Origin of the sequence: Chryseobacterium sp. JV274 (genome assembly GCF_903969135.1) — a bacterium.
GTDB lineage: Bacteria > Bacteroidota > Bacteroidia > Flavobacteriales > Weeksellaceae > Chryseobacterium.
The window spans coordinates 1,133,446-1,154,393 of record NZ_LR824569.1; the positions used below are offsets into that span (position 1 = coordinate 1,133,446).

11 protein-coding genes are annotated in these 20,948 nt (G+C 37.8%); 5 read left to right on the plus strand and 6 right to left on the minus strand.

The window, feature by feature from the left end; all coding sequences use genetic code 11:
* The 5 genes from CHRYMOREF3P_RS05390 (at nt 1) to CHRYMOREF3P_RS05410 (ending at nt 8,787) form a co-directional block, all read left to right on the plus strand.
* Entirely contained in the window at nt 1-3,564 is a 3,564-nt protein-coding gene (locus CHRYMOREF3P_RS05390; protein WP_180564034.1) for a DUF4450 domain-containing protein, read from the plus strand.
* A gap of 6 nt (nt 3,565-3,570) precedes the next feature.
* Nucleotides 3,571-5,709 (plus strand): hypothetical protein, encoded by a 2,139-nt coding sequence (locus CHRYMOREF3P_RS05395; RefSeq protein ID WP_180564035.1) that lies wholly within the window; start codon nt 3,571-3,573, stop codon nt 5,707-5,709.
* Between the two features lie 185 nt (nt 5,710-5,894).
* Complete coding sequence (locus tag CHRYMOREF3P_RS05400; protein WP_180564036.1) at nt 5,895-6,983, plus strand: twin-arginine translocation signal domain-containing protein; 1,089 nt, start codon at nt 5,895-5,897, stop codon at nt 6,981-6,983.
* A 225-nt stretch (nt 6,984-7,208) separates the two neighbouring features.
* Nucleotides 7,209-8,255 carry a GntR family transcriptional regulator gene (locus CHRYMOREF3P_RS05405; RefSeq protein WP_077416308.1) on the plus strand — a complete coding sequence of 349 codons (1,047 nt, stop codon included), beginning with the start codon at nt 7,209-7,211 and terminating at the stop codon, nt 8,253-8,255.
* A gap of 88 nt (nt 8,256-8,343) precedes the next feature.
* On the plus strand, nt 8,344-8,787 hold the full coding sequence (locus tag CHRYMOREF3P_RS05410; RefSeq protein ID WP_077416306.1) for a nuclear transport factor 2 family protein: 444 nt from the start codon (nt 8,344-8,346) through the stop codon (nt 8,785-8,787).
* 85 nt (nt 8,788-8,872) lie between these two features.
* On the opposite strand, the gene CHRYMOREF3P_RS05415 is transcribed toward CHRYMOREF3P_RS05410, so the two are convergent.
* From CHRYMOREF3P_RS05415 to CHRYMOREF3P_RS05440, 6 genes are all read right to left on the minus strand, one after another.
* A complete protein-coding gene (locus CHRYMOREF3P_RS05415; protein WP_077416305.1) occupies nt 8,873-10,021 on the minus strand; it encodes an alpha-hydroxy acid oxidase in 1,149 nt (382 codons plus the stop codon).
* A 3-nt stretch (nt 10,022-10,024) separates the two neighbouring features.
* On the minus strand, nt 10,025-11,410 hold the full coding sequence (locus CHRYMOREF3P_RS05420) for an FGGY-family carbohydrate kinase (protein WP_077416303.1): 1,386 nt from the start codon (nt 11,408-11,410) through the stop codon (nt 10,025-10,027).
* A 342-nt stretch (nt 11,411-11,752) separates the two neighbouring features.
* Entirely contained in the window at nt 11,753-13,033 is a 1,281-nt protein-coding gene (locus CHRYMOREF3P_RS05425) for a sugar isomerase (protein WP_180564037.1), read from the minus strand.
* 194 nt (nt 13,034-13,227) lie between these two features.
* A complete protein-coding gene (locus CHRYMOREF3P_RS05430; RefSeq protein ID WP_180564038.1) occupies nt 13,228-15,330 on the minus strand; it encodes a bifunctional aldolase/short-chain dehydrogenase in 2,103 nt (700 codons plus the stop codon).
* A 275-nt stretch (nt 15,331-15,605) separates the two neighbouring features.
* Nucleotides 15,606-17,684 carry a RagB/SusD family nutrient uptake outer membrane protein gene (locus tag CHRYMOREF3P_RS05435; RefSeq protein ID WP_180564039.1) on the minus strand — a complete coding sequence of 693 codons (2,079 nt, stop codon included), beginning with the start codon at nt 17,682-17,684 and terminating at the stop codon, nt 15,606-15,608.
* Between the two features lie 19 nt (nt 17,685-17,703).
* On the minus strand, nt 17,704-20,742 hold the full coding sequence (locus CHRYMOREF3P_RS05440; protein WP_180564040.1) for a SusC/RagA family TonB-linked outer membrane protein: 3,039 nt from the start codon (nt 20,740-20,742) through the stop codon (nt 17,704-17,706).
* Nucleotides 20,743-20,948: the final 206 nt, after the last annotated feature.

The window sequence follows — 20,948 nt, forward strand, 5'->3', positions numbered from 1 at the left end:
ATGCGAAAAACATCCATTTTAGCGGGCTTTATTGTTTTATCTGCATGCTCACATTCTTTTTCTCAATCCAGACACTGGCAAAACAATGAAAGAGAACTGCATTACAAAGAAGACAAAGGTGATTTTTTGTTGGTTAACGGAAGATACCGCTTTAACCGAGCTTTGTATGGCAACAACCGCGCCTCAAGAGTGGAAGCCGGGGATTTGCCGGAGTTTGCGCTGTATCTTCCCGGAATGGGTGGTAATCTTCAGTTTGTTATTCAGAAAGGAAATTCGATTAAAAAATTAATTCAGGCTGATACCATTGAAACCCGTTATCGTCCGGGCCTGATGTTGTATGCCATTAAAGATCAGATTCTTGGAAATGGAAATTTAAAACTGACGGTTTTAGCACAATCTGAAGAAGAAGGTTTGATTTTAAAAATGGAAACAGAAAATGTAGATCCTTCAACAAAGATCTATGCAGTTTATGGCGGAGCAAGCGGAAAAACATTCAGCAGAAACGGCGACATCGGTGCAGACCCGGAATCAGGTTTTTATTTGCTACCGGAATATTGTGAAGACAACCAGTTTCAACTCAATAAAAACCAATTTGAGCTTACTTATTTAAACAAGAAAAAAGAAAACCAATTGATCAGCGGAAGTTTTTCAAACACCCATTCATTACAATTAACCGATGTGAAAACGTTGGAAAAATTATCTGATTTTACACAAAATAAAGCAGAAAAATCTCCGATCATTTACGCAACATATTCAACACAAAAAAATCCTGTTTTTATTCAAATTAAAAAAGGAAAATCAGATCAAAACTTTTCAGACAAACATCTTGCGGATATTTTCAATGAAGCCGAACAATCACGATTATCATTAATCAACTGGATTCAGTTGAAAACTCCGGATTCGGATTTAAATAACTTCGGAGCTACCCTTTCGGTCGCCGCAGATGCCATTTGGGAAAGTCCGACGTTTCTTCATGGCGCAGTTGCCTGGAGAATGAGGCTAAATGCCTGGCGAGGAGCTTATGCAGCCGATGTTCTCAGTTGGCACGATCGTGCAAAAGAACACTTTGAAAGCTATTCCAATTCTCAGGTTTTAAGCCCGGATTCCGCACCCGTTGAGATGGATACGCTTTTGCATCTGGCAAGACACAAAGAAGAAATGGGAACTTCAGTATTCTCAAGTGGATATATTTCCAGAAACCCCAATGACAATTCAAAACCTCATCATTATGATATGAATCTGGTTTTCTTTGATCAGCTGTTTTCTCATTTCAACTACACAGGAGATGTAGATTTTCTAAAGAAAATGTGGCCTGCAATGGTTCGTCACATGGATTGGGAAAAACGAAATTTCAAACGGGGTGACCTTTATGATGCTTATGCTGCAATCTGGGCGAGTGATGCTTTGCAGTATTCGGGGGGAAAAGTAACCCACACTTCTGCCTATCATTACAGAGCCAACCGTGAAATGGCAAAACTGGCGAAAATTATTGGTAAAGATTCCACTCCTTACGAAAAAGAAGCTGAATCTATTTTAAAAGCTATGAAAAACGAGCTTTGGATTAAAAATAAAGGGTATTTTGCTGAATATAAAGACGCCCTGGGCAATCAGATTCTTCACGACAAGCCTGGAATATGGTCGATTTATCATGTTTCGGATGCTTATATTTTAAATGAATTTGAAGACTATCAAAATACGCAGTACGTCAACAATCATATTCCGAAGATCCCCATAATAGTAAAGGGGGGAATTAATAAAGATCACTACACACTTTCCACCACCAACTGGCAGCCTTATGATTGGTCGATCAATAATGTGGCGCTGGCAGAGAATTTACAAACCGCTTTAGCGTATTGGCAGGCAGGAAGAAATGATGAGGCCTATCGACTTTGGAAAGGCAATCTGGCCGAAAGTATGTACTACGGAATCAGTCCGGGAAATTTTGAACAATTATCTCACTATGATGCTTTCCGTGGGGAATTGTACCGTGATTTTGCCGACCCGATTGGTGTGGCTGCAAGAACTTTAACAGAAGGACTTTTCGGAATTTATCCCAAATTATTAGAAAATAAAATCAATATAAAACCCGGGTTTCCCAAACACTGGAATTTTGCAGAGCTGAAACTTCAGGATTGGGAATTTAAGTTTAACCGAAATTTAAAAAAAACAAATTATTGGTTTAAATCAAACTATGCAAGTGCAGTTTCGCTTGATGTATTGATTCCTGTGAATCATACCAAAATAAGATCGGTAACCGTAAACGGTAAAAAAGTACAATTTGCGATACATCCAAATTCTATTTCACGGCCTTTTGTAAAGTTAGAAACAGAAAAAGGAAAAGAATTTACCATTGAAATTACGTATTCGGAAGATGAATTAAAAACTGAAAAAACAGATTACATCAATTACATCTCTGAAAATCTTCAACTCAATTTAGATCCAAAAAAGAAGATTCAACAGGTTTATGACCCGCAGAAACTGATAAAAATCCGAAACGGGAATCAGTTTGATCTGGTGAAAGAAGAAAGAAAAGGAACCTTTTTCGTTCAATTGGAACAAAATGGAACGAAATGGTGGCAACCTGTAAATGTTGATATTCAATATCCTTTAGAAATAAAATGGGTGAATAAAAAACTGCAAATTCACTCTAAATCATCCAATATAATCAATGGAAAATTGAATATTAATCATTTAAATATAACTTTTTCAATTCAAAAAAATCAAAATACATCAGTTGAAATTCCAACGAATGATCTAAGCAGGGGAACCAACTTTATTCAGCTTGAATACAATGGAATCAAACAAAATGTAGAAATAACAGATTGGGAAATCGAAAATAAAGGCGAGTTCACCCCTGTTTCGTTAGCCTCAAAATATAATGAGAGAGTAACCGGAATTTTCAATCAAAAATATCTTTCCCCAAGATTAAATGTCCCTACTCTACAGCTTCCGTGGCAAGGAATCGGGAACTGGTGCTATCCGCTGACCACTACTCAAATTGATGACAGCGGACTGATGAAAAAACGAAAAGATGGGAAACTTGAGTTCTTAGGAATTCCTTTTTTAATTAATAACGAAGAAAAAAACATTGTCTTTACAAGCCAGTGGGATAATTTTCCGGAATCGGTTGAAATTCCTGTTACGGGAAAAGGAAGAAAAATCTATTTTCTAATGGCAGGTTCTACCAATCCGATGCAGTCACAAATTACCAACGGAACGGTTACGGTTCAGTATTCAGACGGTTCAGATACAGCATTAGAACTAAAAAATCCTGTGAACTGGTGGCCTATCGAGCAGGATTTGTTTGATGATAATTTTGCTTTTGAAATTCCGGATGATAAAATTCCGTACCGGGTTCAGCTGAAAACCGGGGAATTGTACAAAGGAGGAAGTTTAACGAAATATTCAGAAATTAAAGGAGTAAGCAGCCGGGCTGTTGAAGGCGGTGCCGCAACCATTCTGGATCTGCCGATTGACCCAAACAGAGAATTAAAATCCATAAAATTAACAGCAGTGAGCAACGATGTCGTTATCGGACTGATGAGTGCCACTATTCTTAAATAAAAAAATATGAGTAAAAAATTAGCAGTATATCTTGGAATTTTTCTGATAGCCTTTTCTTCATTAACTGCTCAGAAAATAGACCGGAAAAAAGTAGTCCAGCGTCATAATGTGGTGAATACAAAAGCGGATACCCTATCTACTTTAACGGTTGGAAACGGAAAATTTGCTTACACGGTCGACATCACCGGAATGCAGTCGTTTCCTGAATATTACAAAAATGGAGTTTCATTGGGAACCCAGTCGGAATGGGGATGGAACAGCTTTCCAAATACTAAAGATTATACATTTGAGGAAACATTAAAAGCATACGATTTCAACAATGAAGGACGTAAAGCACTGTACAGTGTACAACTCAAAGAACCTGAACGAAATAAAGGGGCCGTTGAGTATTTCAGAGTCAACAAACACCGTCTGCAATTAGGAAATATCGGTATTGAACTGCTTAAAAAAGATGGTCAGAAAGCAAACATTTCAGACCTGACAAACATTAATCAGAAAATTGATCTTTGGACAGGAATTATAACAAGTGAATTCTCATTGGACGGAACCCCTGTAAAAGTCTGGACGGCTTCTTTTCAGAATTCTGATAAAATAGGAGTTAAAATTGAGTCTGATTTAATTGCTCAAAACAGGTTAAAAGTTTTCGCGCGCTACCCTTCTCCTACCGGACAGTTTCTGGATGATGCTGCTTTTTATGGCAATGAAAACGATCATACGACAAGAATTGTTTCTTCACAATCAACGCAAGGTATCATTCATCATCAGTTGCAGAGTGCAGATTATTATACTCAGTTTTATTTTACGGAAGGAAAATTACGGGAAGCGGGAAAACATTATTTTGTGTTTGAACCGTCTTCAAAAAACAAAAAAATAGAATTAAGCGTTGAATTTTCAGCTAAAAACCCGAAAAGCGGAAAAACGCTATTTGCTGATGCAGAAAAAGAAAGTGTTTCAGCATGGGAGTCTTTCTGGAAAAGCGGTGCAGCAGTTGATTTTGAAGGAAGTACAGACCCAAGGGCGAATGAACTGGAACGCAGGATTGTTCTGTCAGAATATTTAACCAAAGTACAGTGCGGAGGAAGCAATCCGCCACAGGAAACAGGGTTGACCTTCAACAGCTGGTACGGAAAACCGCACACAGAAATGCATTGGTGGCACGGGGTTCACTACGCTTTATGGGGAAGACCTGAGATTTTAGAAAAACAATTGGATTATTATTTCAGGACTTTTGAAAAAGCAAAAAAATTAGCAGAAAGACAAGGCTATAAGGGTGTAAGATGGATTAAAATGTCTGATAATGATGGAAATGAAAGTCCGTCTTCTGTAGCTGCATTCCTGATCTGGGAACAACCGCATATCATCTATATGACCGAACTTCTGTACCGCGACAAACAGGACAAAAAAGTTTTGGAAAAATATAAAGACCTCATTTTTGCAACCGCCGAATTTATGGCAGATTATGCTCATTATGATAAAGAGAAAAACCGTTATAATCTCGGAAAAGGGGTCATTCCGGCACAGGAAGTTTTCCCTGCAAAAGATACATACAACCCAACTTATGAAGTGGCTTATTGGGATTGGGCACTGAAAGTTGCTCAACAATGGAAGGAAAGATTGGGCCAGCCGAGAGATAAAAAATGGGATGAGGTTATTACAAAATTAGCCCCGCTTCCGGTTCAGGATGGCGTTTATTTGTCAACCGAATCTGCAAAAGATTCTTTCACTTTTCCAAAATGGATGACTGATCATCCTGCCGTTCTGGGAGCGTTAGGAATGGTTCCGGAATCTCCGAAACTGGATAAAAAAATCATGAAAAACACACTGGATATTGTTTGGGAAAGATGGAACTGGGAACATACCTGGGGTTGGGATTTCCCGATGACGGCCATGAATGCCGCAAGACTGGGGCTTCCGGATAAAGCTCTGGATGCGCTTTTCATGAATATTCAGACGAATACCTATCTTAAAAACGGTCATAATTTCCAGGATAAACGTCTCCGTATTTATCTTCCCGGAAACGGAGGAGTTTTAACGACTGTTGCCATGATGCTCGAAGGCTGGGACAGTTCCAAAGGTGAATTTCCAGGTTTTCCAAAAGACGGTTCATGGAAAATAAAAGCGGAAGGTTTTAAAAAGATGCCTTAAATTTCATATTCATATAGTAGTAGTTAGAGTCTGCCTTAAGGCAGGCTTTTTTTATATCCTGATTTCAAATTTTCAAATCCAAAACCCAATAATAAAGGCAGATAAATTCAGATTAAAACAGTTCACCGAAAGTACAGGACAGTCTGTTTATATGTTTATATTAAATTAGCCGTAAATCAGATGAGATGGATAAGCCCAGACACTTTACACGGAGAGACTTTTTACAGACCTCAGCCCTTGGGATTACAGCAGGGGTTCTGGGGCTTTCATTTACAAGTTCATCTTCCGGCAAACCTTATTTCAGCTTAAAACCAATCGGGCGGACCTTTTCATTGGAGAACTATTATATTTGGTGTAATTCTCCGATTTGGGGCGAAGACGGTAAGGTTCATCTTTTTTATTCCAGGTGGAGAAAAGAAAAAGGAATGGGCGGCTGGCTCAACGGTTCTGAAATTTGCCGTGCAGAAGCAGATTCTCCCTATGATGAATTCAGGCATAAACAAGTTATTCTTGCTCCCAGAGGCGGCGAATTCTGGGATGCCACAACTTGTCATAATCCTTTAATTACCAAAGTGGAAAATGAGTATTATCTTTTCTACATGGGCAACCACAACGGAAAAACAAATACCAAAAAAATAGGACTTGCCACTTCAAAAAGTCTTGACGGAGATTGGGTAAGACCGGAATCTCCTCTGCTTCTTCCCGGAGAACAAGGCGCATGGGATGACCATTGCACTACCAACCCGGCTTTTATAAAAGGAAATGACGGCAAATTCTGGCTTTTTTATAAATCCTGGAATACTGAGGAATACGAAAATCAGAAAGGTCCGGTAAGAGGAAATCGGAAATATGGATTGGCCAAGGCTGATCATCCTTCAGGTCCTTATGAAAAAATAAAGGAGAATCCTGTCATCGATTTTTCATTGCAGCCTGACAATGCCCAGCTGGAAGATGCTTTTATCTGGAAACAACATGGAAAATTCCATATAGTGGCCCGTGATATGGGATTCTTTAACCATGAATACGGTTTACATTTAACTTCCAGGGACGGCCTTAACTGGTCCAAACCGAAAATCGCTTACCTTGATATGAAAAGTTATGTTAAGGAGCCTGCTCCCCCCAGTCATTTAAAACGATTCGGGAGATTGGAACGTCCCATGATTTTAATGGATAAGGACGGTAAGACTCCTAAATTCCTGTTCGGGGCAACACAGGGAGGAAAGTTTGAAACTTCTACATCTTTTGTTTTTGAAATAACAGACACTACAATTTAATTTCTATTCCTTTTTGTTTTTTTTACTCCCATACTAAAGTATACTATTAAGTTTTTTACATGTTATACCTAACTTTGTATACTAAAATTGTATTTTTCCGTTATAATTTATAGCAGAACTATTGCAATTACAATTAATATTATAAATATTTGTAACTTGCCTTGCACCGTTCGTTAACCTTTGAATTATTCTTTAAACTGAAATAAACATCTCCTATCCAATATCATGGCAGAAACATTTGAAATAATAATCAATGAGCATTCCAGAGTTCCCAAATACAAACAGATTGTGGATTCTATTCTTAATGGAATTGATAGCGGAGAGATTAAGATTGGTGAAAAAATTCCTTCCATAAACGAACTCAGCGAGTCTTGCTTTCTTTCAAGAGATACTGTAGAAAAAGCGTATAAAGAACTCCGAAAAAGACAAATCATCGAATCTGTAAAGGGAAAAGGATATTATATCTCACGGATTAATAAAAACGACGTAATCAACATTTTCTTCCTGATCAACAAACCGAGTACTTATAAAATGATGATTTATAATTATTTCGTCAATGCAATCGGTACCAAAGGCAATGTTGAAATGTATATTTACCATTGTGACGAAACACTTTTCATTAATTCCTTAAAAAAGAACCTGGGCGGATTTGATTATTACGTGATCATGCCTCATTTCCGTGATGAGCAGTCTAAACATACCAGCTCAACACAGCAGGTTTTAGATATGATTGAACAAATCCCGAAAAACAAATTATTGTTGTTAGATAATACAAAGCCCAATATTTCAGGAGAATATGGCTCTATATTTCAGGATTTTGAACATGATATTTACAATGCTTTAGAGGAAGGTTTAGACAAAATAAAAAAATACGAAAAGATCATTTTGGTGTATCCCGACAAATCCATTCATCCCTATCCCTTCCGTATTGTCCGCGGTTTTGAAAAATTCTGTAAGGATTTTAAACTCGATTATGAAATTCTTGATGAAATTTATCCCGATATGGAATTGCAGGAAAAAGATATTTTCATTACGATCCGGGAACGGGATCTGGTGAACCTTGTTAAGCAAATCAGACAGAAAAATCTTGAGTTGGGCAAAGACATCGGAATTATTTCCTATAACGAAACGCCTCTTAAAGAACTGCTGGGAATTACGGTAATTACTACAGATTTTAAAGCTATGGGAGAATCTGCAGCCTATATGATTCTGAAAAATAAAAAAGAATCTGTGAATAACGTCTTTAAATTTATTCAAAGAGATTCTTTATAAACAATCATGCAATCGATTACATAAATCATATTTTCGAATTTAGAACAAAAACACTTTTAAATACTATCAAGAAATATATTATTCAATTATGATTAAAAAATTAATTTTTGCCATTGGTTTTATGATGGCAGTAAGTGTTTCAGCGCAGAAAACAAGTGATAAGGAGGCCGTAAATGCTGTTGCCGAAAAGTTCAGATTAGCAATGATAAGCGGAGAAAAACCTGATTTAGAATCTTTGATCCTGCCGGAATTAACTTATGGACATTCAGGAGGTCATATTGATGACGCCAAGGAATTTGTAGAAAAATTAGTCAGCAAAAAGTCTGATTTTGTAACGATTGATATTACAAATCAAACTCTAAATATTGTAGGAAATACAGCCATTGTCCGTCATCATTTTTATGCAACGACCGCTGATGCCGGAAAAGCACCAGGAGATGTGACGTTGGATATCTTATTGGTTTGGGTAAAAGTGAAAAATGACTGGAAGCTATTGGCCAGACAGGCGGTGAAGGCTGAAAAGAAGAAATAAATTTTCAAATTATAACAAACAAAATTCGCAAGATTGTCTTGCGAATTTTTATTTTGAAATTGTTTATGTTTTTAACGCAAAGATTTTATTTCACTCTGAAGTTTTGCAAATCTTCCGGTTTTTCACAGCAAACCTGCTCCATCACCTGTCTGAACTGCATTTTAAGCATTTCAATAATATGATCGCCGCCTTTGTCCCCTAAAGCTCCTACTGCATACATGAAAGTTCTTCCCATAAAGGTAAATTCAGCACCACAACTTAAAGCACGGGCAACATCCGGACCGGTTCTTACACCGCTGTCCATCATGATTTTAATCTGACCTTTATATTTTTCACTGATTTCTTTCACTACGGCAATCGTAGATTCACCCGCATCAAGCTGCCTTCCTCCATGATTGGAAATAATCATTCCGTCAAAACCTAAACGAACTGCTTCTGCCGCATCTTCGTCTGAAGCAACACCTTTAATGACTAATTTTCCTTTCCATTTGTCGCGGATCGCCTTGATTCGGTCTGAATTCAATCTGCCGGAAAATGTAGCATTCATGAACTGGCCCAGCTGTTTCACATTCATGTTTTTATCCATATACTTATTCATCGTGGCAAAACTCGGAACGCCGTGTTTCAGCATCTCTAAACACCATTGTGGCTTGACCAAAGCCTGGGAAACGTTTCTGAAATTAATTTGAGGCGGCATTGATAAGCCGTTTCTTATTTCTTTTGCTCTGTATCCAAAAGTCGGGACATCAGCTAAAATAACGAGTACATCATATCCGGAAGCTTCACAACGGTCGAGAATATCATCGCGCAGCCATTCTTCTCTCGGATGGTATAACTGATACCAGGCTTTTCCCTCTGTTAATTCGGAAATTCTTTCAAGACTGCTTGTTGTCACTGTACTTAATATGAAGGGAATATTATGCTTAAAAGCTGCTTTTGCTAAAATTTCGGGTGCATTGGGCCACATTAATCCCTGTAACCCAACAGGAGAAACCCCGAAAGGCGCGGAATATTTTACTCCGAATAATTCAGTCTCCATGTTGGTTTCGCTGTAATTATTCAGGTAACGCGGGCGAAGAAGAACTTCTCTTAGTTCGCTCGTATTTCTGTCCCGGTTTATGTTTTCATTACAACCGCCATCCAGATATTCGAAAGCGAAACGGGGCATTCTTTTTTTTGCCTTTTCGATTAAAAGTTCAAGCGAAGCGTAACGGGTGTCAAATGGAAATGCCATGTTTTATAAATTAAGAATTAACGGTTGAAGCACTTTCATCTGATAATGCTGCTGTAAAAAAGTTTCGTCTATTTTTTTGTTCGAAATCACCATGGAAGCTCCCAATGCAGAACCCAGCGGAGAATGGGTAGACATCACATTGTAATGCTGAAAATGGTGAGACATGAGCTTCATAAATACATCATTATCAGTGAATCCACCATCGATATAAATGTTTTCGATATCCGAATTCCCGATCGCATTTTTGATGGTATGAATCTGTAAATCCATCAGTTCTATCATTAATTGATGATATGCTTCTTCAAAAGTAGCAAATGATTTTAAATCTGTTTCACTGATCATTTTTCGTTTCAAAATAATACCTTCAAAGCGAAAATAGATGTTTTTATTTTTCATTAAGCGCAAATACAGATCCTGATCAAACTGTACTTCTCTGTGGAAACCATATTCTTTTCCATAATAAGCGCATAATTTTTCAACCTGAATTTTATATTCATTTCCCATGAAAAAACGGGATGCTTTTACACGTTTCCCATCAATCCGCATATAATTCAGGCAATTATTTTCTATATCTTCATCAGTAAGACTTTCATCATTAAAAGGGTTTAACGAAATACTCCAGGTTCCTGTTGAAAGCAGTAAAAATGGCTCTTTTTTGCTTAAAATATAAGGTAATAATGCTGAAGAACTGTCGTGAATCCCAACACCTATTTTAATTTTTTTATTTCTGTAAGAAGTATTGATACTCGCAGAAGTCGGCACAATTGGAGGTAATAAAGCATCTATTTCTTCTTCATATACCCAGTCGTGATAATCCGCTTTGTCGTAATCCCACAAATTGGTGTGACAGCCTATCGAAGTAAACTCCGACACACAAATTCCGGTAAATAAATATGATAAATACTGAGGTAAATGAAGACTGTAACGGATTTTTCTGAATATTTCCGGATGCTTATATTTCAACCAGAATAACTGCAGGCCTGAATTAAGCATTCCTGCCTGAGGTGATGCTGTTTCGCAGGCAATTTTCAGTTTGCTGCCATGTTTTTCATAAAATAAATCAAGAATTTCCTGATCCATTGGTTTGGTGTAATTGTATAGTGGAGTCAGAACATTTCCTTTCTGATCCAGATGCACAAAACTCGCTCCATAGGTGGAAAAATTGATGGCTTTTACTTCATATTCTTCATTATCAAGAATGGCATTAAAATTATCTTTTATCCAATTTTGTAAGGCTGCAAGGTCTTCCGAAGGATAATCATCCTCATCAGTAGTGAGCGGTAATTCTGTATATTCCCGAACAACTTCTTTATAATTCTTATCGAATAAAAAGAACTTTTTATTGGTTTTTCCAATATCAAATACAATGGTTACCTTTTTTTTAGACATTCCTGGGATGAATTTTTATTTTTTGTCATTGCGAGGAGCGAAGCAGCAAAGCAATCTATTTTTTAAACGCAGAGTTCACAATGTTTTATTTGACTACTAAACGTTTTTAAGTTTGCAAAGGCTTTTTACTCAACAAAGTATACTAATTTGTTTTAAACACCATTAAGGAGTGTTCAGATATTAAGATTATCAGAAAAAATCCACTAATTTCTTTAAGCAATATTACTTAAAAACCCAATAATCTAAACACTTTCAACCTTAATGATAAAAATATAAGGATACATATAATAATAACTTTCGATTGCACTCAAAAGTTGAAATTATCAGTTTTAAAACAGGGTTTTATAATCCCGTTGCTTTGGTTTCTAAACCTCTTTCAGCAATTAAATTTTCTCTTACCTTTAAACTTCTGTAAGCTGCAATCGGATCTAAAGCGGCTCCTGCCTGCAGTCTTGCAGCCCTTAATAAAGGACGAACATCTGTTCTGTAGGCATTTTGCAAAATATCCTGCGCACCAACGACATCGTTGTTTAACTGTGCTGTTTTTAATGCTTTCTGATCAACCAGAAGTGCCTGTGCATAAGCAATTAAAATAGCTTCCAGAGACTGTAATAAATCTTCCAGCGGATCTTTAATGTTATGACTTGCATCAATCATCCAGGCCGGATAAGGGTTTTGAGGATTGTTTTCCATACCGTACACCAATTCATTGAAAATCAAGAACAAGGCATAAGGTTTAATGGAACCTACCGTTAAATCATCATCACCATATTTGCTGTCGTTGAAATGAAAACCTCCTAATTTTCCTTTGTACATAAGGGTTGCAACAATCTGTTCAATATTAGTATTCGGTAAATGATGACCTAAATCTACCAGTGTATAAGCTCTTTCACCACAAGCATTGGCCAACATAAACGAAGTTCCCCAATCCTGAATTGTGGTTGAATAAAAATTCGGTTCGTAAGGTTTATATTCAATGAAAAGTTTCCAGTCTTCAGGCATTCCTGCGTAAATTTCTTTTAAACTTTTTTCAGTGTTTGACAATGCGGTCTGAAAATTCAATTGTCCCGGAAAACTTGCTCCGTCCGCCAGCCAAACCGTTAAACTTTTTGAATCTAATTCTTTTCCGATCCTGATCACTTCTTTGTTGTGTTCCACGGCATAGGCTCTTGAATCTTCATTCGCAGCATTCAGAGAACCGAATTTATAAGAGTACTCAGCTCCTGCCTGATCCTGGAATGTGTTGGAATTCATGGCATCAAAAACAAGTCCGTGAGAGGCAGCTATTTCTTTAATGGCTTTCACATCAGTTGGAATATCCCAAGGAATATGTAATGAAACAGCTCCTGCAGAATGCGTTAAAGCATGAATTAAACCTACATCATCCAATTTTTGCTCTAAAGAAGAAGGTTCGCCGCCATAGGAAAATCTTCCAAAACGGGTTCCTCCCGCTCCTAAAGCCCAGCTCGGAATAGCCACCTGGAAATCAGCGATTTTGTTGACAATCTCAGCAACATTGGCTCCTGATCTTGTTAATTTATTTTGTAGAAAATCGAAATCTGTCGTAAAGTTTTCAATTTCTGGTTTATTATATTGTTCAATGATATCTTTTCCTATAATCATGATTTGATTTTTTTGAATTGATTTTTAACCACAAGAGACACAAAAGCTTTTTATTTTTAAACGCTTTAGAACACTTAAGCTTTAAAAAGTTTAAATCAATGGAAAGAAAAAGTCCACATAAGAAGAAAATCAAAGATTTTCAAAAAAACTTAAGTGTCAAAAAAAAGCCTTTTGTGATGAATTTTTTTAATCTATTATCTTGGGAAAGCATTTGCCATTCCTCCGTCTACATTGATGATGTTTCCTGTGGTTTTATCTAAGATGGCAACGCACGCAAAAACTCCGTTTGCAATGTCTTCAGGAAGGATAATTTCGTTTAATAAATTTCTTTTTGCATAAAATGCCGGCAGTTCTTCAACAGAAATTCCGTTGGCTTTTGCACGGCCTTCTGCCCAGGCTCCTTCCCAGATTTTACTTCCTACAATTACCCCGTCAGGATTTACAACATTTACTCGGATTTTATCTGTTGCCAATTCTGCTGCCAGTAATCTTGTCATATGCTGTTGAGCGGCTTTTGCAGTTCCGTATGCCACGTTATTAGGGCCGGCAACCAATCCGTTTTTACTTGCGATGTTAACAATATCTCCTCCTAAGCCTTGCTTTTTCATGATTTCCACCCCATTTTTCACCATCAAAAACTGACCTTTTACCAAAACATCTTCCAGTAAATCCCAGTCTTTTGTAGTGGTATCTTCCAATGATTTGGAAATCGCTAAGCCAGCAGAATGAACAATGATATCTACTCCACCGAACGCTAAAACTGTGTCTTTAAAAGCATTAGCAATAGCCTCTTCATTAGTCACATCACAAGTAACCGCTACAGCCTGATCTTTGCTGTATTTTTCTGTAACAGAATCTAAAATTTCCTGATTCAGGTCTGTAAAAACAACGACAGCACCTTCCTGAACCATTTTGTCTGCAATAGCCTGTCCGATTCCGCCTCCGGCTCCTGTAACAACAGCAATTTTTCTTGACAATGGCTTTTCTTTAGGCATTCTTTGAAGCTTAGCTTCTTCAAGCAACCAATATTCAATATCAAAAGCTTCCTGTCTTGGTAATGAAGTGTATTCTGAAATAGCTTCTGCTCCGCGCATTACGTTGATTGCATTGACGTAAAATTCGCTTGCCACACGGGTTGTCTGCTTATCTTTTGAGAAACTGAACATTCCTACTCCCGGATAAATGATGATCACCGGATTCGGATCACGCATTGCAGGGCTGTTCGGGTGTTTACAGGTTTCATAATATTCTGTGTACTCCTGTCTGTACTGTTCGAAAAGAGGAGTTAGTTTTTCTAAAACAGCTTTAGCATCGCTTACATCTTCATTTTTATCTAAAGTTAAAACTAACGGCTGAATCTTAGTTCTTAAGAAGTGATCCGGACAAGAAGTTCCTAGTGGTGCCAAACGCTCCAAATCATTGCTGTTGATGTATTCCAAAACCACATCGCTGTCTGTGAAGTGACCCACCATTCTGCTTTCGGAAGAAGCCAGGCCACGTAATAACGGCATCAGCTGAGCGGCTTTATTCTTACGCTCATCAGCAGGAAGAGATTCAACTTTCTGTCCACCGAAAACATGTCCTTTTTCTCTAATTTTTTCAGCAATATATTCAGAAGCCTTTTCAATAACTTCCAAACTGTTGATGTAGCATTCGTAAGAAGTATCTCCCCAGGTAAATAATCCGTGGCTTCCTAAAACAATTCCTCTGATCCCAGGGTTATCATTTAAACATTTTTCCAATTGTAATCCTAAGTCGAAACCCGGGCGCTGCCATGGAACCCAGCCCATTGTATCACCCCAGATTTCCTTTGTGATTTTTTCACTGTCTTTTGCGGCCGCTACTGCAATTAAAGCATCCGGATGAAGGTGATCAATATGTTTGAATGGAAGTAAACCATGTAAAGGTGTATCAATAGAAGGAGCTTTGCTTTCCAGGTCAAAAATACAGTGATTGAATAAGCCCACCATTCTGTCTTCATCTGCTAAGCCCTGGTACACATTTTTCAGGTTTCTCAATCTTTCTGTGTATAATCCGGCAATTCCTTTTCTTGTTAGTGTTCCGATGTCACCGCCCGAGCCTTTTACCCACATCACCTCAACTTCTTCGTTAGTTAACGGGTCTTTTTCAATGGTTTTGCAGCTTGTGTTACCACCTCCGTAATTGGTAATTCTTAAATCTGCCCCTAATATATTTGAGCGGTATAAAAATAAAGCTACCTGATTATTTCCGAAAGATGCAGCTTTGTTTTCGTCCCATAAATAGTCTACGTATTTGAATGTTTTTACTTTTTCCATTGGTTTACTTATATTTCTGAATTTCTATCCAAAATTAGACTGTAATATTTTTTACAGCATCCCGTACTATACTGGTAAATACTGTATTTAAAGATAAATTAACATTTGAATCTTTGCCAGTCAATTCATCTTTATAAAACAATCCGGCTGAGGATATTTATAATTAATATTTTGTGATTAAAAATGTTGGTTTAAAAATTTAACCATTAATAAAATGTCAGCAGTCAGAAATTCATTTAGTTAATAGTTAAAATATACTTTAAGTGTTAATCTGATTAGTATCCGGGAAGCTGAGACAGATTTGGATTATCAACCAACGGATGACCTGCCGACTGTGCGGCAAAAGGCAACAATTCTGTTTTATTGGGTACAAATCCGTAGAAAAGACCATCTCCTCCACCTTCAATCCAGTTCGGATATACTCCTCCGTTTTCGGCTGAACCGGTTGGTTTGGTATAGATGATATTACCGATCTGAAGCTGGCCTGCAGCAGCTCCTATGAATCCGGCTGTTCTTTTTGCATTGCTGTTAAATGTACTGTTATAAGCCTGGAACATATTCGCAGGATACCATTTGTCATCTATTGTAGTGGTTTGTCCGTGTGTTACTGCAATACCTCTTAATGCTGTCTGGTAATTCGCGAAACCTGTAGAACTCGTCGGAACATTAGTGATTACTGCAATTTCTGCAGGGTCTGTAATATCAATATATTTCAATGCTAAAAACGGATCACCATAAATCTGCGCATTTTTTTCTAGTTTATAAAGTCTGTAAACAGGTGTATTGGCATAGGCTCCTGTTTTGTTTGACAAGTTTTTCATCGTCTGTTTTGTCGCTTCAATTTCACTTGCCAAACGATTCATACGGATCAGATCTGTACGAAGATTAAACTCTCCTGCAAATTCCCATTTACGCTCCTGAACAATAGCGGCTTCAAATGCCTGCTGACCAGACGGAGCCGGCACAGCACCTATTCCTGCACGGTTTCTTACCTGCATTAAAGCAGAAATTCCTGCAGCAGTAGGTCCTCCGTTTAGATAGTTTTGAGTTTCTGCATACATTAATAAAACATCTGCATATCTTAACACAGGAATATTTAAATTACGTGCATCAGCCGCCTGCGGAGCCACACACCATCCCATTCTGAATTTACCTGACAGAATGCAGGAAAATGTAGTTCCGGCATTCACCCAGGTGTCACTTGCATTACCATTGTTTAAGAAATATACACTGTAAGAAGTACAAGAAACATCTCTGCGCGTATCTCCCTGATTAAAAGACAAATAATAGCTAGGAAGAATAAATTGTAATGCCTTTCTTGATCCGTACGTTCCCCCACGAGAACCTTCATTGGCATAGACTCCGAAAGCCGAATTTGTATTTGCCCCGTATTCTGCAACCTGCCAAAGAATTTCTGAGTTGGTCACTGAAAATTTTCTTTGACAGAAATTGAACCACAAGGCTTCAAAACCACTTTTGCCCCCCTGAGCCTGAACCAGAGAATTGGCGCCTCCGTTAATAACAGCAGCACAGGCATTATCCGCAATCTGATATAGTTGTTGAATCCTACTGTTATCATTGCGACGCGACATCATGGCTCCGCTTCCTGTATTCAGGTCCCAACGAAGAGAGTATCCTGCTGCATACAGAGCAATTCTTGCCAATAGGGCATTGACTCCATGTTTTGTTAAACGTTCTGTTGTTGCATATCCGCTTTGTCCAAAACTTGGAATGTTTGCTACAGATTCCTGAAGATCAGCAATGATATGATCATAAATTTCGTCTCTTGAAGTACGTTTTGGATATAATGTATTCGGATCATTCGGATCCATCTCATCCAAAGGTTTAAAAACTGAAGGAACGTCTCCGTAAACACGAATTAAATTATAGTAACAAAATGCACGAATGGCCTTAACTTCAGCCAATAAAGCATCACGTTTTGGGCTTGCTTCCATTTTGCTTAATCCGCTGACTGCAATATTTGTTCTTTCAATAACTGCATACATGGCAGAGTAAATCCCCGTTACCGTATTAGGAGTATACGCATCATATTGATAGTTGGCAATATTATATTTGGAATTATTGGTAGAGCCATCTTCTGAAGAGTGGGTTACTGTATCTCCGGCTCCTAACTGATAATACATTTCAGTTGGAACAATACCTCTGTAACAGCCCAGAACAAACATTTCTGCAGTATCTATATTTTTAAATACGGATTCTGTATCCAATGAATTGTAAGCGGGTTGATCCAGAAAATCGTCACTGCATGAATTCATCGCTAAAACAGCAACGAAAATTGAGGGAAGAATGACTAATTTTCTTAAAAACACGGGAGTATTATATATATTTTTCATGATTTTAAATATTACATCATTAGAAAGTTAAATTAAGACCAAGAACATAGCTTCTTGAACGGGGATACGTAGAACTGTCGTACCCAGGTGTGACAGTCACCCCGCTTGCCGCAGAAACTTCAGGGTCATAACCTGAATAACCTGTAATCGTCGCCAAATTATTAACGGTAAAATAGATACGGGCATGGGACAACATCACTTTATTCAAAAATTCTTTAGGAAAAGAATATCCTAGTGTTACCTGGGCAATTCTCAGATAAGAACCGTTTTCTACATAGTATGATGATGGATAGGCAATATTTGAAGTGTTTGTATTGCTTAAGCTCCAAAGGCTTGAATCTTCGTTTGGATTCAGTTCTTTTAATCTTACTAAATTGGTTGTTGCCTGCCCCGTATTAGGATCAATCAAATGGTAATAATTGTTTCCGAATTCTGAAGGAACATTCTGGAACATTGCATATGGGCTTAAACTTTGTTTAGTCGCATTATAAATATCATTCCCGACGCTAAATTTCATAAATACAGCCAGGTCAAAACCTTTGTAAGAGAAATTATTACTGATTCCCCCGATAAAGTCCGGAGTACCGTTACCGATCTTCTGCATTTTTCTTGTAAACTGATCTCCTGCTTCATTATCAGCAGCAAATTTCATATCGCCCGGTTTAGGGGTTCCGGTTGCAGGTTTTACAACACCCGGCTTTAAGGTTAAAGATCCGTCCGGGTTTTGGGTAAAATCGTCCGTAGTATAAACTCCCTGATAAACATACCCGTACATATCGCCCAGCTCTTCTCCTACCGTTGCATAGTAGGTCACCATTCCTGTTCTGCTGCCTCCAACACTAAACTGTCTGTCCTGTCTTCCGTCTTCAAGGGAAAGAACTTTAGATTTATTGAAAGAAATATTAAAATCTGTAGTCCATCTGAAGTTTTCTGATTTTAAATTCACCGTATTTAATGTGAATTCCATCCCTCTGTTTCTCATAGAACCGATATTCTGATATTGTCTTGAATATCCTGAAGAAACGGGAAGTACACTTTCAAGCAGCATTTTGCTTACATTATTATTGTACCATTCGGAAGTCAGTTTAATTCTGTTATTAAAAAAAGCGAGATCTACCCCAATATTGGTCGTTCTCAGTTCTTCCCACTGAAGGTCTCTGTTTCCCCAGTTTGTACTGGTAACGTATGCCGGATATCCCTGAGTATTATTTATTGGATAATCTGTAAGTAAGACATTGGTTCTCCATAGGTTATTAGCGACCCCATTATTACCGGTTACCCCATATTCAATTCTTAATTTAAAATCATTAACAATTTTATCGATCTTATGCCCCTGCCAGAAATTTTCCTGGGAAACACGCCATGCACCCGCTACAGATGGAAAATATCCCCAGCGGGAACCTTCTGCAAATTTTGAAGAACCATCCGCACGTATTGTTCCTGTAATTAAATAACGATTATCATAATTATAATTCACACGGGCAAAATAGGAAAGTAAGCTCATGCTCGATCTGTCGGTGTTTTTATCTGCCACCGTTGCGTTGGCAATATCATCCAGTCCGAAATTAGGATATGGAAATTTGGTAAGCTTCATGCTGCTTCCTTCGGATTCTTCATACCAGATTTCGTTCCCGATTAAAGCATTTACTTTGTGTTTTTCACCAAAAGTTTTATTATAATTTAAAGTATTGGTGATCTGATAACGGAGTGTTTCTGCATTGGCGATACTTCCGTTGATTCCTGTATTGATAGGATCTGTAAGAAACGCACGGGAATTTCTGTCTGAAAATGATGTTGATTTGCTGTTTGTCCAGCTATATTGTCCGGCAGTTCTCCATGTGAAGTTTTTCAGGAAGTCAAATTCTACACCTGCATTGGCTAAGAATGTTCTGGTACGCTTGTTTGAAGTTGAAGCCTGGGTTTCTATGTACGGATTTTCTGTATCAAAACCAGAATCCAAAGCTGAAAAATCCGGGAAAGTCTGAGTATTGAACAAACGGTCCTGAGTAAATAATGTACCTCCGGTAATAGGCTGGAGAAGAATTTTTTTCATTCCTGAATAAGCCCCTCCACCGTTTACAGAATTGTTTGTAAACATGGTATTGAAATCTACTCTTACTCCTTTATACAATTCTGAATTGATATTGGCACGTAACGAATTTCTTGTCTCGCTGTAGTTTTGAAGCAATCCATCCTGTTTATTGTAATTATAACTGATGAATGCCTGTGTTTTATCATTTCCTACAGAAACATTTACATTGTGGTTTTGAGTTAACCCTGTTCCTCCCAGCATTTTTTCCTGCCAGTCTAATGCGGAAGCCGATCCGTAGCGATTGGCAATTCTCTGATAGGCTTCAGAATAAAATCCCGGTGAATCAGTCCCCAGATTATTATCAAAAACATTACTCCATGCTGATGGTTTGGACTGAAGAACTCCCAATTCGTACTGATACTTTACATATTGTTCCACATTGGAGAGCATATCCAATTTCTTTGAAAGCATATCAAATGACATGAAAGTATTGTAGGTGATAATCGTTTTTCCTTTTTTCCCGCTTTTAGTTTTAATAACAATAATACCATTGGAACCACGGGCTCCGTAAATGGCAATAGCAGAAGCTCCTTTCAGTACATCGATACTTTCAATATCATTAGGATTTATCACATTCAAAGCATTATCCAATTGGAAACCGTCTACAATATACAGCGGATCGGAACTTTGAGTTATGGAAGAACCACCCCTGATCGTAACGTTTGCATTGGCTCCCGGAGCACCGCCTGCTGTCACAATATTCAGACCTGATGCTCTTCCCTGTAGCGCCTGTAAAGCATTCATTGCCGGTGTAGCTGCCAAATCTTTTGCGGAAACTGAAGAAACAGATCCTGTTAAGTCTGACTTCTTAACTTTACCATAACCGATAACAACTACTTCCTCAATATCTTTTGTGTTTTTCACAGAATCATTTACCGCCTTTTGCCCCCAGACAAAACTTGTTGAAAGCATAAATGCCGGAAAGACGATTCGCTTTATATTTTTATGTTTAACTATTAAAGACATATCTTAATTTTTATGTTACCAAAATACACCGTTACAAAAACCCGGGCATCCTGCAATATCCTGTATTGAAATATTCATAATTCACCATTATCAACCATAATATTTAAGTTATATTGTAAAATAAACAACAAAACAATTGTAAATCATCAACTATTTAACAAAATACTTAACTAAACCGTGAATTAAAAACTCCTTTTTTAATGAAC